Annotated in this window: 13 protein-coding genes and 1 riboswitch; all 13 genes read left to right on the plus strand. The window is 53.7% G+C overall.

The genetic code is table 11. The features are described 5' to 3' along the window. Positions 1-20: 20 nt before the first annotated feature. The 13 genes from SELR_RS04770 (at position 21) to SELR_RS04830 (ending at position 13,473) form a co-directional block, all read left to right on the plus strand. On the plus strand, positions 21-656 hold the full coding sequence (locus SELR_RS04770) for a precorrin-8X methylmutase (RefSeq protein WP_014424069.1): 636 nt from the start codon (positions 21-23) through the stop codon (positions 654-656). Positions 657-659: 3 nt separating this feature from the next. Next, complete coding sequence (cobU, locus tag SELR_RS04775; RefSeq protein ID WP_014424070.1) at positions 660-1,250, plus strand: bifunctional adenosylcobinamide kinase/adenosylcobinamide-phosphate guanylyltransferase; 591 nt, start codon at positions 660-662, stop codon at positions 1,248-1,250. A 1-nt stretch (position 1,251) separates the two neighbouring features. Further along, entirely contained in the window at positions 1,252-2,793 is a 1,542-nt protein-coding gene (locus SELR_RS04780; protein ID WP_014424071.1) for a cobyric acid synthase, read from the plus strand. Beyond that, positions 2,790-3,731, plus strand: coding sequence for an adenosylcobinamide-phosphate synthase CbiB (gene cbiB / locus SELR_RS04785; RefSeq protein ID WP_014424072.1), 942 nt, complete (start codon positions 2,790-2,792; stop codon positions 3,729-3,731). The genes SELR_RS04780 and cbiB overlap by 4 nt, the downstream gene beginning before the upstream one ends. A gap of 44 nt (positions 3,732-3,775) precedes the next feature. Next, on the plus strand, positions 3,776-4,543 hold the full coding sequence (cobS, locus tag SELR_RS04790) for an adenosylcobinamide-GDP ribazoletransferase (protein WP_014424073.1): 768 nt from the start codon (positions 3,776-3,778) through the stop codon (positions 4,541-4,543). 52 nt (positions 4,544-4,595) lie between these two features. Further along, positions 4,596-4,774, plus strand: a riboswitch (cobalamin riboswitch). 154 nt (positions 4,775-4,928) lie between these two features. Continuing rightward, complete coding sequence (locus tag SELR_RS04795) at positions 4,929-5,897, plus strand: ABC transporter substrate-binding protein (RefSeq protein ID WP_014424074.1); 969 nt, start codon at positions 4,929-4,931, stop codon at positions 5,895-5,897. A 13-nt stretch (positions 5,898-5,910) separates the two neighbouring features. Next, entirely contained in the window at positions 5,911-7,764 is a 1,854-nt protein-coding gene (locus SELR_RS04800) for a TonB-dependent receptor plug domain-containing protein (protein WP_014424075.1), read from the plus strand. Continuing rightward, a complete protein-coding gene (locus SELR_RS04805) occupies positions 7,764-8,591 on the plus strand; it encodes an ABC transporter ATP-binding protein (RefSeq protein WP_014424076.1) in 828 nt (275 codons plus the stop codon). Before SELR_RS04800 ends, SELR_RS04805 begins: the two co-directional genes overlap by 1 nt. Then, complete coding sequence (locus tag SELR_RS04810) at positions 8,588-9,607, plus strand: FecCD family ABC transporter permease (protein WP_014424077.1); 1,020 nt, start codon at positions 8,588-8,590, stop codon at positions 9,605-9,607. Before SELR_RS04805 ends, SELR_RS04810 begins: the two co-directional genes overlap by 4 nt. A gap of 6 nt (positions 9,608-9,613) precedes the next feature. Then, positions 9,614-10,255, plus strand: a complete 642-nt coding sequence (locus SELR_RS04815) for a MotA/TolQ/ExbB proton channel family protein (RefSeq protein WP_014424078.1) — start codon at positions 9,614-9,616, stop codon at positions 10,253-10,255. Further along, positions 10,242-10,655 (plus strand): ExbD/TolR family protein, encoded by a 414-nt coding sequence (locus tag SELR_RS04820; RefSeq protein ID WP_014424079.1) that lies wholly within the window; start codon positions 10,242-10,244, stop codon positions 10,653-10,655. Before SELR_RS04815 ends, SELR_RS04820 begins: the two co-directional genes overlap by 14 nt. A gap of 1 nt (position 10,656) precedes the next feature. Continuing rightward, positions 10,657-11,460, plus strand: a complete 804-nt coding sequence (locus SELR_RS04825; RefSeq protein WP_014424080.1) for a TonB family protein — start codon at positions 10,657-10,659, stop codon at positions 11,458-11,460. Positions 11,461-11,499: 39 nt separating this feature from the next. After that, positions 11,500-13,473: a TonB-dependent receptor plug domain-containing protein gene (locus SELR_RS04830; protein ID WP_014424081.1), complete on the plus strand. Its 1,974-nt coding sequence runs from the start codon at positions 11,500-11,502 to the stop codon at positions 13,471-13,473. Positions 13,474-13,531: the final 58 nt, after the last annotated feature.

The raw sequence follows: 13,531 nt of genomic DNA on the forward strand, positions 1-13,531 counted from the left end.
TGTAAAATGAGGTGAACGCTATGGATTTTATCAAGCAGCCAATGGAAATCGAGAACCGCAGTATGGAAATCATCGCTCCGCATCTGGAGGGACTGAACCTCACGCCGGAACAGGTGAAGGTCTATTCCCGCCTGATCCATGCGGCCGGGGATGTGGAATATGCGCCCATCACGAGGATGTCGGCAGATGCCATCGATAAGGCTATGGAAGCTTTGAAAGGTGGCTGTGATATCTACACCGATGTGGAAATGGTGCGCACGGGCATCAACAAGCGCAAATTGGCTTCCTTCGGCGGGCAGGTTCATTGCCTGATTGCCGATGAGGAAATCGCCAAGACCGCCAAGGAACAGGGCATTACCCGCTCCATGGCCGCCATGCGCAAATTCGGTGCGCAGATGAATGGAGCCATCATCGCCATCGGCAATGCGCCTACGGCACTCTTTGAAGTGCTGCGTCAGGTGGAGGAAGAAGGTTTGCGTCCGGCCTGCATCGTGGGCATTCCCGTGGGCTTTGTCGGTGCTGCTGATTCCAAGGCGGAGCTGGCCAAACAGACGACGGTTCCCTATATCACCGTGGAAGGCACCAAGGGCGGCAGCCCCATTGCGGCAGCTGCAGTCAACGCCATGATGTATCTGATCAATAACGACCGGGGCTAAGCTATGGCAGGAAAAATCATTCTGGTTACCGGCGGAGCCCGTTCGGGAAAATCCGCCTTTGCCGAAAGATTGGCGGCAGAGTCTGGCGCAGCTGTAGGCTATATTGCCACGGCCCAGATCTATGATGAGGAGATGCGCTACCGGGTAAAACTCCATCAGCAGCGGCGGCCGGAAAACTGGCAGACCTTTGAGGCCCCCTTTGCAGCAGAGCAGGCTATCGTTGAAGCTGCTGTCAGCTGCAAGGTTCTCCTGTTTGACTGCATCACGCTGTATCTGAGCAATATGCTCTGTGCTATTCCCGCTGAGGAATTGACCGAAGAGGGGGCTTATGGGGAGATGAATGTACGGATTGACCGTCTGCTGCAGGCGGCGCAGAAGGCAGCGCTTCATGATGTCACCACGATCTTTGTGACCAACGAGGTGGGCGCAGGCATCGTGCCGGAAAACAGGCTGGCCAGATTCTACCGTGATGTCAGCGGGCTGGCCAATCAGAAGATCGCAGCGGCAGCGGAAGATGTATACGCCGTGCTGGCGGGGATTCCCGTCAATCTCAAAAAAATCAATGCCTTGCTGGCGCAGGAAGGGGATCGATAATATGGCAAATTCCATTATGCTGATGGGCACCAGCTCCCATGTGGGCAAAAGCATCATCACCACAGCTTTGTGCCGGATTTTTCATCAGGAGGGGCGCAAGGTAGTGCCCTTCAAGGCCCAGAATATGGCGCTGAATTCCTATGTGACCAAAGACGGCAAGGAAATGGGCCGGGCCCAGGTGGCTCAGGCAGAAGCTGCTGGCTTGGAACCTATGGTGGATATGAATCCGGTGCTGCTGAAGCCCACAGGCAACAGCTGTTCCCAGGTCATCATCAACGGCAAGGCCGTGGGCAATATGAGTGCCCGGGAATATCATAAGGGCTATTCTTTGAAGGCCTTTGGTGCAGTTACCGATGCTTTGGCACGTTTGCAGCAGGAGTTTGACACCCTCGTTATCGAAGGTGCCGGCAGTCCCGCTGAAGTCAATCTCAAGGCCAATGATATCGTCAATATGCGGGTGGCCAAGCACCTCAATGCACCGGTTCTATTGATTGCCGATATTGACCGTGGAGGCGCTTTGGCTTCCCTTGTAGGCACTTTGGAACTGTTGGACGAAGATGAACGGGCTTTGGTCAAGGGGCTGATCATCAACAAGTTCCGTGGCGATGTGACGCTTTTGACACCAGCCGTTGACTTTTTGGAAGAAAAGACTGGCAAGCCTGTGCTGGGAATCGTGCCGCATATTGAGGATATGGGCATCGATGATGAGGATTCCGTATCCCTTGATGATAAGGCGGTAGAACAGGATGAGCCCCAGGCTGACCTGCATATTGCCGTGATCCAGACGCCGAAGATCTCCAATTTCACGGATTTTGACAGTCTGGCAGCGGAGCCGGATGTGTCCCTGTACTATGTGAAGCGGGCGGAAGAGCTGGGACATCCTGATCTGATTCTTCTGCCTGGCTCCAAGAATACCACGGAGGATCTGCTCCATCTGCGGGAATGCGGCTTGGAGGCGGCTATCCGTGAACAGGTGGCTGATGGCACGCCCCTTTGGGGTATCTGTGGCGGCTATCAGATGCTGGGGCGGAAGATTGCCGATCCCTTGCATACGGAATCGGCCAATGACGAGGTACAGGGCATGGGCTATCTGCCCATGGAGACCACCTTTGCGGCGGAAAAATTGACCAGTCAGGTACAGGCTGACTGTGTGCAGCTGGATTTCCTAGGCCGGGATATCGCAGTCAAAGGGCTTTATGGCTATGAGATCCATACAGGCGAAACGAGATTTGACGGTCAGCCTTCACATCCCTTTACGATAATTGACCGGTCAAATGAAAGCGTCAATATCGCCGAAGGTTTGACCTGTCAGATTGACGGTCAGGGGCAGGTGGTTGGCACCTATATCCATGGCATATTTGATCAGGACGATTTTCGGCGGGAAGTCCTCAATGCCCTGCGGGCACGCAAGGGTCTGGCAGCATTGCCTGTCCAGCGCAGCGTGCGGCAGGAAAAGGAGCGGGCCTATAACCGGCTGGCCAGCGTAGTGCGCACGAGCCTCGATATGGAGAAATTGGCCGAGATCATGGGTGAGCGCCTATGATGACAGGAATCCTGGCGTTTTTGGTGGATTGCATTATCGGCGATCCCAGAAGCGGATGGCATCCGGTGGTGCTGATGGGCAAGCTGATTTCCCTGCTGGAGCGGCTGTTCTATCATCCAACCGATAAGGATACGCGGAAATTTGCCTGGGGGGCGGTGCTGGTACTCGTGGTGCTTTGGCTGGTTTATGCTGTGGCCGAGGGCATTATGCTGCTGTCGTATCGGATTCCCTGGAGCTGGGGCAGCACGGCGGTGGGAGCCGTCATGCTTTCCTTTGCCATATCCCCTAAAAGCCTGGCTAAGGCCGGCAAGGAACTTTACGGTTTGCTGCTGGCTGGCGATATGAAGGAAGCCCGCCGCAAGGTGGGCTGGATTGTGGGGCGGGACACGGACAAGCTGGACGAGCCGGAAATCGCCCGGGCCACCGTGGAAACCATTGCGGAAAATACCACCGATGGTATCATCGCGCCCTTGTTCTTCTTCGTGCTGGGGGGTGTGCCTTTGGCCATGGCCTATCGGGCGGCCAATACCATGGACTCCATGATTGGCTATAAGAATGACAAGTATCTTTATTTCGGACGGGCGGCGGCCCGGCTGGATGATGTGCTGAATTATATCCCCGCCCGCATTACAGGCGTGCTTTTTATCTTTGCGGCCTGGATTCTGGGCTACGACTATAAATTTGCCTACCGCATGATGCTGCGGGATGCGAAGAAACATCCAAGCCCCAATGGCGGCTATGCCGAAGCTACAGTGGCCGGCGCTCTGCATGTCCGTCTGGGCGGCTATAATTCCTACTTTGGGCAGCCGCATTTCCGTGCCTATATGGGCGAACCGCTGGAAACATTGGGCATCAAGCATATCATGGGCGCCATCCGGCTGATGTATACTGCAACTGTGATGTTTATCATTATCTGCTACGCCATGTTTGGGTTATGATATTAGGAAAGCAGTGATAAAAATCACAAGGGAGGATGATGTTCATGAGATCATTTATTACCGCCCTGCAGTTTCTGACACGGATTCATGTGAAGGAGCAGCAGGATTTGACGGTTGAGGACTTTGGCCGCAGTACGAAATTCTTTCCCTTGGTGGGGCTTATCTTAGGCATTATCTATATGCTGGCCTCCTGGTGCCTGATTGCGGTCTTTGGCTGGGCAAATTTTGTTACCACGTTGCTGGTAATCCTGCCCATCCTGTTGACGGGCGGCTTGATGCTGGACGGTTTTATGGACACTGTGGATGGTGTCTTTTCGGGCCGGGAGCGGGAAAGAGTCTTGGAAATCATGAAGGACAGCCGGGTGGGGTCCTTCGGCGTGATTGCGTTGGCCTGCCTGCTGCTGGTCAACTGGTCAGCCATGCGGGATGTAAAGCTGGTACTGATTATGACAGCGCTTTTTGTTATGCCCATTATCGGCCGCATGGCCATGGTCATGGCGATAGCCTTCTTCCCCTATGCCCGTAAGGAGGGCATGGGCAAGGTTTTTGCAGAGATGGCGGATAGGGAAACCGTGGTGCTGGCGGCAACTGTCACGTTAGTCTTCGTTGTCCCTTGGGGACAGGCGGCCATTGCGGCGTTGGTCATTGGTCTGGCCTTTGCCTGGCTGGTGGCTACATGGCTCAGTCATAAACTCGGCGGCTTGACCGGTGATACCTACGGTGCCATCGAAACCTTGACGGAAACCGTAGTGCTATTGGTATTCTGGGTGACCTCCTGGATTCCCGGCGGCCTGCATATTTTGTGGCGTTGATTGTATTGACAATAAATAATCATAATGGTATGATGAAAAACATATTTTGATAATTGAATTATTGGGATCAGGTGTCGCAAGACTCAATAGAAAAGCCGGTTGAAGGCCGGCGCGGTCACGCCACTGTAGCGGGGAGCGAATCTGCACAAGGCAAGTCACTGGGGAAACCTGGGAAGGCGCAGAGGAGCAATGATCCGGAGCCAGGAGAACTGCCTGATTGACAATCACCGTTATTACCTGCGAGGGATGGGGAGGGGATTTGCCGTTTTTCTGTGCTGTTGAGTAGTATTAGTGTACAGTTTTCAGCTGTCCTCATGTTTGAGGACAGCTTTTTTTATTGGTTGCGGAGGGATAGATATTGCAAAGAAGAATTAGAGGTTGGCAGTTGGCTATAATCGGTCTGTTGCTGCTCATCTGCTTGACCGGATGTAAGAATGAAGCACAGGATACAAAAGAGCAAACCGCCTATACCGTGACCGATGCACAGGGAACCCAGGTTAATATGCCGGTCAAGCCTAAGCGTATCCTGACCATGTCCATGAGCACGGACGAGGTCATGTTGGGACTGGTGGAACCGGAGCGAATGGCGGCAGTCAATGCCATGCTGGATGATCCGGCCAGTTCCAATGTGGTGGAGCTGGGCAAGAAGGTGGAAACAAAAATCCGCTATCCGTCCGTGGAGGAGATTGCCGCTTTGCAGCCGGATCTGGTGATCATTCCCGATTGGGGTGACTTGTCCAGGGTGGCAGCTTTGCGGGATCTGGGAATCCCCGTAGTTGTGTGCAAGGGACCGCGCAGTTTGCAGGAGGTTAAGGAAACCATCAAATTGCTGGCACAGGCGGCAGGCGAACCGCAGCGGGGCGAGGTGCTGCTGCAGAAGATGGATGAGAAACTGGCAGAAATCACCGCCAAGGTACAGGAAATCCCGCAAAGCGAGCGGCGCAGCGTGGTGCTGATTTCCCTGATGAAGGGCTATGGCGGTGCTGGCTGCTGCTTCGATGAAGCCTGTCAGCTGGCCGGTGTGATCAATGGCCGGGCTGCTGCCGGCATCAAGAACGGCGAGGAAATGAGCAAGGAAAAGCTTGTGGAGATCAATCCCGATATCTTGTTCCTGCCCACCTATAACAATCATGGAAAATTTGATATTGACCGCTTCCGGAATGAATATATGAATGACCAATCATTGCAGAATATGAAGGCCATTCAGCAGGGCAATCTGCTGGAACCGGATGAGGGTTATATATATAACTGTTCGCAGGATTTTGTCTTTGCGGTACAGGAAATCGCTTATCGCGTTTATGGCGATAAGTTCAAGCTGGAACCGCAGCAGCACCTGACGGCAGTAGAGAATTAAGGGGGAATTTTTTATGCAGAAGGATTTGACAGGACGTGTATTGGCAACGCTGGCTATTGGGACGCTATGCTTCGGTACGGCAGTCTGCCAGGCAGAAACGGTGAACGAGGACTTAGGGGATATGGTAGTTACGGCGGAACGTATGCCATCCCAGCGTATGAGTACCCCGGCCGATGTAACGGTGATTACGGCAAAGCAGATTGAAGACAATCACTATCAGACGGTGGGCGAGGCTTTGGCCAATGTTAATGGCGTGGTTGTCACAAATGGCAATGCGAATGGTGATTCTGAAGTGGTCATCAATGGCGACCAGCGTGTTGTTGTGCTGGTTGACGGTCAGCGTTTGAACAATGACCAAGGCTCCATGACCAGAGCCAGTGTCAGCTTGGGCATGTTGCCTTCCGTGAAAAATATCGAACGCATTGAGGTAGTGAAGGGGGCCGGCTCTGCTCTTTATGGCAGCGATGCCGTCGGCGGCGTGGTCAATATCATCACGCGCAAAGGAACAAAGAGTGAAACCTCAGTGGATCTGAATACGGGTTCCTTCAAGACGCATAATTACGAACTGACCAATCAGGGCAGTGAACAGGGCTGGAGCTGGTTCGTAGCGGCAGGATTGCAGAAGCGGGGCTATTTCAATTACAAGGGAGATAATGATTCCCGCACTCGCATGGCCAATAGCGATTATAGCAACAAGAGCGTTTCCTTGCGTTTGGATAAGCAGCTGTCTGACAATGACTCTTTACGGCTGAATTTCAATCATAAACTGGCAGATATGGGGATCCTGGGTAAGGCGGCAGGTCGCCGGCAAAAGCATAATTACAATTATGGAGCGCTGACCTGGAACTTCAAGGAACAGCAGCCTGTGAAAGGTTTCCTGCGCTATTTTGCCAACTATAAGTCCACGGATTATCAGGGCAAATACGATACTCATGTGCAGGGGGTGGATTATCAGAATGGCTGGAAGCTGGGGCCAAACAACAAGCTGGTGGCCGGGGCTGAATGGCATCAGAGTGAATCCACTAACAAGCAGAGTGGTTACGAGAACAAGAAGATTACCACTAAGGCTGTGTTCGTGCAGGATACCATGCGCCTGACGGACAAATGGTTCTTTGTGCCGGGTGTGCGCATGGATCATCACGATGCCTTTGGCACGCATTGGACGCCGAAAGCAGCCATCAATTATCGGGCAGACAAACAGACCAAGATTTACGGTTCCTGGGGCCGGGTATTCAAGGCGCCGACAGCTGATGATATGTTCTATACGGATGAAATGTATGGCATGTATGGCAACCCGCATTTAAAACCGGAATCCGGTCATGTGGAAACCATCGGCTTCACCCATGAATTCTCCAGGAAGGCAACGCTGGATGCCAGCTATTTCTGGAGCAATATCCATGATGCCATCAAGTGGGTTTATGACCCCGCCACTTTACTGACGAATGCTGAGAACGTATCCCGGGAAAAGAAGCAGGGCGTGCAGCTCTCCTTTACCGGCAGACCATCTGCGCATTGGTCTTATGATATTGGGTATTCCTATATCGATACCAAGACCGATGGTGCCAAGGTACTTTTCTATCAGCCGAATGGCTACCGTTTGGGGCTCCATTATCATTATGATCGCTGGACGGCTAATCTGCTGGGCCGTATGGGCAGTGGTTTGGATGATAATACTTATGGCTGCCGTCATTATGCAATCTGGGATTTCAATACCACCTATGCGGCGACGAAGAATGTGGATGTGTACTTCAAGATCAACAACCTGACCAACAAGATGTATTATCTGGTGCCGAAATCTGCATACACGGGTTGGTATTATCCTCTGCAGGGGCGTTCCTTCCAGCTGGGTATAAAGGTATCGTTTTGATGGCTGATCTTTTGCTTGATGTGCAGGGCTTGCAAGCTGGCTATGGCGGGCGGCAGGTGTTGCGGCAGGTTTACTTTCAGGCTGGCGGCGGCGAGCTTATCGGCCTGATTGGCCCCAATGGGGCAGGCAAGAGCACCTTGCTGAAAGCCCTGCGCGGGCTGCTGCCTGCTGAGGGGCGTATCGGAATCAAAGGCAAAAGCCTTGGGGACTATACCCCGCAGGAAATGGCCAGGGTGGTGGCTTATCTGCCCCAGCACAGTCATGTGCCCTTTGCCTTCACGGTAAGGGAAGTGGTGCTGATGGGCCGGGCGCCGCATTTGCGTTGGTGGCAGCGGGAGGGGGCGCAGGATGTCCGCATCGCTGAGGCCTGCATGGAATATATGGCGGTGGCGGATCTGGCGGACACGCCGGTCAATACCCTGTCGGGCGGGCAGCGGCAACGGGTGCTGCTGGCCAAAGTTCTGGCCCAGCAGACGCCTTTGCTGTTGCTGGATGAACCGGCCAGTGGTCTGGACTTGTTCTATCAGGAGGAACTTTTCCGTTTCTGCCGGGAACTTTGTCAGGCAGGCCGGACAATCCTGCTGGTGGTGCATGATCTGGCACTGGCGGCCCGCTTCTGTTCCCGGCTGTTGCTGGTGGGGCAGGGGGGCCTGCTCGCAGATGGCGAGCCCAGGGCGGTCTTGCAGCCGGAACTGTTGAGCCGTGCCTATGGCGTTTCTGTCTATGTGGATTTCCATCCGCAGACCGGCCATGCGGATATTTACACCAGAGCGATGGCCAGACGGCAGCAATTGCTGCCTTTGCTGATGGGAGGGGATGCGTCATGAAAAATCATTTCGTCAGCGTGCTGGCCGTCATGTTTATGCTGCTGCTCTTTATGATGCTGCTTTCCCTGAGCTGGGGACAGATGGATATTCCCTTTGCCCATGTGCTGGATGCCCTGCGCAAGGCCGCAGGGCTGGCACCAGTGAATGGCCTGACACCCAATGAAGAGGCGGTTATCTGGCATATCCGTCTGCCGCGTACATTGGTGGGCTTGCTCACCGGTGCGGCCTTAGCGGCGGCGGGCGCAGCTTTGCAAGGACTCTTTGCCAATCCACTGGCTGACCCGACGATTATTGGCGTGTCCAGCGGGGCTTCTGTGGGAGCAATCGTGGCTATTGCCACGGGACTTTCGGCGGCAACCTTGTTTGCTTTGCCCATCTGTGCCCTGCTGGGGGCCTTGCTGGCGGTTAGCCTGACCATTGCGCTGGCTTTTCGCCGGGGACGGATTCCGGTGCTGACGCTGTTGCTGGCCGGTGTGGTGGTCGGTATGTTCTTGGCAGCAGTATCGGCAATGCTGTTGACGGCTGTCAGCGAGAATAAATTGCAGGAATATCTGTTCTGGACAATCGGCGGCCTGGATTATCGCCGTTGGGAGCATGTGTGGCTGGGGCTTTTCCCCATTGCCATCAGCGTGGGCATTATCTGCCTGCTGGCGCGGCAGCTCAATATTTTGTCCTTGGGGGAAACGGAGGCCAAGGCCGTAGGCCTGCCGGTAATCCGCTTCCGCCTGATCCTGCTGTTCCTCGCGGCGCTCTCTACGGCGACGGGGGTCTGCATCAGCGGCAATATCGGTTTTGTAGGCTTGGTGGTGCCCCATATGCTGCGGATGCTCATCGGGCCTGACCATCGGAGGCTGTTGCCGGCAAGCGTTTTGGCCGGAGGCATCTTCCTGCTCGCCTGCGATATTGTGGGCCGGGTGCTTTTAGCCGGCACGGAGATTCGCGTGGGCATCATGACTGCTTTTATCGGCACACCGTATTTTTTGTATCTGCTGCGCAGGCAGCAGCGAATGGAGTAGATGTGAATGGAAAATATCGTTGCAGGGCTGGAGCTCTTTCAAAAGGGCGGGCTGGTTATGTATGTGCTGCTCTTATGTTCCTTGTTTGTCATGGCCATCGGCGTGGAGCGTTTCCAGTATTTCCGCCGGATGGATTCCGGCCGGGGCTTTGCCCGGGAGTTCTTTGCCTTGATGGGAAATGAAGATTATGCCGGGGCAATGAAACTGGCGCAGGAATCCTCCGGTAATATGGCTGAAATCATCATACAGGCTGTAGAGCGGGCCGCAGATGGCCAGGAGGTCAGCAGCTTTATGGAAATCCAGTCTGGTGTAGCATTGTCCCATTTCCGGCGTCGGCTGTATTATCTCAATGTCATTGTGACCATGGCACCGCTGTTGGGGCTTTTGGGCACGATCAGTGGCATGATTTCGGCCTTCAGTGTCTTCAATGTGCAGTCGGCGCAGGCGACGGCCATCACCGGCGGCGTCGGCGAGGCATTGATTGCCACGGCTTTTGGCCTGTGCGTGGCCATTATGGCGCTGGCCATTCACGCCTTCTTCGTCCAGTGGTTGGAAAATATCATCACGGATATGGAGCAGGCGTTCTCTTTGGTGGAGGCCAAACAGGCGGAACTGACAAAGGCGGGTGCGGCTTATGCGTTTGCGTGACCGCCGCCATATGGAAAAGCCGGATATCATCATCATTCCGATGATTGACATCATGTTTTTCCTGTTGGTGTTCTTTATGCTCAGCACCCTGTATATGGTGAATCTCAAGACTGTGGATATCAATATGCCCCAGGCTGCCCATGCGGAAACGCAGCTCAAGGTGACCTATGTGGTCACGATGAAAAATGACGGCAGTCTGTGGCTGGAGGATAAGCCCATTGCTGAGCAGGAATTGCTGAAAAGAGTGGCGCAGCAACAGGCCAATAATCCGCAGTTTACTGTGGTGGTGCGGGCTGACCAGAAGCTGGACTATGGCATGGTTATAGGCCTGCTGGATAAGATCAAGGGTGCCGGTGTGACCAAAGTTGGCCTGGCCGCCGACAGTGCCGGAGGGCAGTGAGATGCGGCAGGAGCAAAAGGCAGAACTAAAAGCCTGGGCGGTGGCGCTGGGCTTGCATGGTGTTTTGTTTGTCCTGGTTGCCTTGAGCGGTGTGTTCCTGTTGGTCAAGCCAACGCAGAACGCAGAACCGGTGGAGGTAGCGCTGTGGGAAGACAGCGGGCCTGCCGGCGGCGGTGAAGCAGGCGGGGGCGGTCCAGCGCCTGCACCTGTCCCTGCTGCTCCGCCCATGGAGGTGGCTATGTCCACCCAGAATCTGCCGCAGATCCAGGAAAGTTATACCAAAGAGCCGCAGAAACAGCAGGAGTACCGCCAGCAGCATCAGCCGCAGGCAGGTAAAACCACAGCAGCTGCGGCGGGAGAGACTGCAGGACCAAAACAGGCGGAAGCAAATGGCTCGGGCAGCGGTACAGGAACAGCAATGGGCAGTGGCAGCGCCGTTGGACAAGGGACGGGGACAGGCAGCGGAACAGGTTCTGGCGCCGGAAGCGGCAGTGGTAATGGCAATGGCGGGAATAATGGCCATGCCAGTACCGCGCGTGTGGCAGCGCGCTGCACATACCGCCCCAGTCCCGCCTATCCCGAAAGCCTGCGCCAGCAGGGCGTGGAAGGCAGTGTGCGGGTGCTGATTCTGGTGGCTGAGGATGATTCCATCGAGTCGGTGGAAATCGTGAAATCTTCGGGCTATCCGGCCATGGATGCGGCGGCTGCAAATGCCGCCCGCGGCTGCCGTTTCCAGATGAATGGACATCGGGGACGCTATACGACAACATATAGTTTCCAACTCGCCGACGGTGACGATTGGTAATAGATTAGAGAAAAGAGAAACAGGAGGATATTAGTACTGATGAACAAGCGTAACAAACATTTATCCCGGCAGGTTGCCTGGGGATTGGCCGCAATGGTGCTGGCGGGCAGTTATTCCTATGCGGAAGCTGCTGACAAGCAGACGGTGGAAGAAAATTTAGGCAATGTGGTGGTTACGGCTACCCGCAGCCATAAACGCGAAGTGGATACCCCGGCGGCTACGGAAGTCATCACAGCCAAGGAAATCAAGGAAACCGGTGCCCAGAATGCTGCCGAAGCGTTGAGCAAGATTGACAGTATCGCCTATGGTGCATTTGGGCAGAACGGGGCAGCTATGGGCACTATGTCCAATGAAATCAATATCCGTGGTGTGGATAATGGCACGCTGGTATTGATGAATGGCAATCCAATTTCCTGGCGTGGCAAATATGACCTGTCTGCTATTCCTGCCGATACCATCGAGCGCATCGAAGTGGTGAAGGGCAGTGGTTCTGTCCTTTACGGCAGTGAGGCTATGGCTGGTGTAGTCAATATCATTACAAAGAAAAAGGCTGCCAATACGGTTACGGCAGGTATCGGCAACTCTGGTCAGCATCATTATGGTGCCAATATCGGGGATGACCGTCTGGCCATCAACTATGATTTTAGCCAGTGGAAGCATGGTGTGGATGTCAGTAAGTCAGAAACGGATTTTGGTCAGACGCGTACAAACCTTAATCATGTCAAGAAACAGTCTGTTGATATCAACTACAGCCTGACGAAGAACCTGGATTTCCTCTATGGCTATCATGAAACGGAAGCCAAGTATGATCGTTATGTGACGGAGGTAACGAGTGCTGCGGCTGCTGCTAAGGTGGGAGATTTGTTTAACAGCCGCAAGTACGAAACCAAGCGTCATATCACCCAGCTCAATTATCATGACAAAAATTGGAAGGCCGGTCTCTATTGGAATGATGGTACGGTGGAATCCAATGGTCCGACAAACTTTTCTTCCGCTGGCAAGGCCACAAAGGGGAAATCTGCATTCTATAACACCCGGGAAAAGAATATGACTTATGGTCTGGATGTGCAGCGCCGTTGGAAGGTATCTTCCCATAGCAGTTGGATTGGCGGTCTGAGTCTGCAGCGGGAAAACTATCAGAAACTTTATGCCCATTCTACGGCTGAAGCAGCTGATTATGCCCGCAATAACTGGGCAGCCTTTACCCAGCTGGAGCAGAAATTTGATGCGAAGAATACCGGTATTTTTGGAGTACGTCAGACTTGGACAACAGGTGCATGGCGTGATCAGAACTACCATAACTTCAGTGCTTCAGGACAGTGGCTGCACAAGATGGACAAGGCAAATAACCTCTATGTAAGCGTAGCCCAGTCCTTCATTATGCCCACTTTCTCCCAAATGTATGGTGCTACGGGGGCGGGGATTCCCAATCCGGATTTGAAGCCGCAGAAGGGTGTGAATTATGAAACGGGCTGGAAGCAGAACTATCATAACCACCATTGGAAAGCGGCTGTGTTCCATATGGATATTAAGGATAATATTAATGCCAGTTGGGATAAGGATCGCAGCCAGTATACCTATAACAATGAAGACTTCCGTAACACTGGTGTAGAACTGGCCTGTGATATCAAGAGCCAGCGGCCGTTATCCTATCATTGGGGCGCAACCTGGCAGAATCCCGAATCCAAGAATGCCAAGAAGGGCTATTGGGATAGGAAGTTTGGCAAAGTACAGCTGACTGGCGGAATCACCTATAAAAAGAGCAAGCTGACCTCGAATCTGTCTGGTTCCTATCTCTGCAACCGGGTGCAGACGCCATCGGCAGAGCATTCCTTCAAAGCAAAACCTTATTTCCTTACCACTTGGCATACCAGCTACAAGCCGGATGCCGCACAGGAAATCACCTTGACGGTGCATAATGTGCTGAATCGTCATGACGTGATTTCCCATTCGTCTTCCACCTATTACGATGCACCGGCAAGCTATATGCTGAACTACACGTATAAGTTTTAAGCTCAAAAAAATACTCGTCTGAGGAAAACAGGAAACCGCACATGGCAGCAGGCTATGT

Source organism: Selenomonas ruminantium subsp. lactilytica TAM6421 (assembly GCF_000284095.1).
In the GTDB taxonomy this organism is placed as follows: domain Bacteria; phylum Bacillota; class Negativicutes; order Selenomonadales; family Selenomonadaceae; genus Selenomonas_A; species Selenomonas_A lactilytica.

Excerpts from the sequence above, each read along its gene's own strand:
- SELR_RS04770 (WP_014424069.1), top strand. The coding sequence starts at position 21 with ATGGATTTTATCAAGCAGCCAATGGAAATCGAGAACCGCAGTATGGAA.
- cobU (WP_014424070.1), top strand. The coding sequence starts at position 660 with ATGGCAGGAAAAATCATTCTGGTTACCGGCGGAGCCCGTTCGGGAAAA.
- SELR_RS04780 (WP_014424071.1), top strand. The coding sequence starts at position 1,252 with ATGGCAAATTCCATTATGCTGATGGGCACCAGCTCCCATGTGGGCAAA.
- cbiB (WP_014424072.1), top strand. The coding sequence starts at position 2,790 with ATGATGACAGGAATCCTGGCGTTTTTGGTGGATTGCATTATCGGCGAT.
- cobS (WP_014424073.1), top strand. The coding sequence starts at position 3,776 with ATGAGATCATTTATTACCGCCCTGCAGTTTCTGACACGGATTCATGTG.
- SELR_RS04800 (WP_014424075.1), top strand. The coding sequence starts at position 5,911 with ATGCAGAAGGATTTGACAGGACGTGTATTGGCAACGCTGGCTATTGGG.
- SELR_RS04805 (WP_014424076.1), top strand. The coding sequence starts at position 7,764 with ATGGCTGATCTTTTGCTTGATGTGCAGGGCTTGCAAGCTGGCTATGGC.
- SELR_RS04810 (WP_014424077.1), top strand. The coding sequence starts at position 8,588 with ATGAAAAATCATTTCGTCAGCGTGCTGGCCGTCATGTTTATGCTGCTG.
- SELR_RS04815 (WP_014424078.1), top strand. The coding sequence starts at position 9,614 with ATGGAAAATATCGTTGCAGGGCTGGAGCTCTTTCAAAAGGGCGGGCTG.
- SELR_RS04820 (WP_014424079.1), top strand. The coding sequence starts at position 10,242 with ATGCGTTTGCGTGACCGCCGCCATATGGAAAAGCCGGATATCATCATC.
- SELR_RS04825 (WP_014424080.1), top strand. The coding sequence starts at position 10,657 with ATGCGGCAGGAGCAAAAGGCAGAACTAAAAGCCTGGGCGGTGGCGCTG.
- SELR_RS04830 (WP_014424081.1), top strand. The coding sequence starts at position 11,500 with ATGAACAAGCGTAACAAACATTTATCCCGGCAGGTTGCCTGGGGATTG.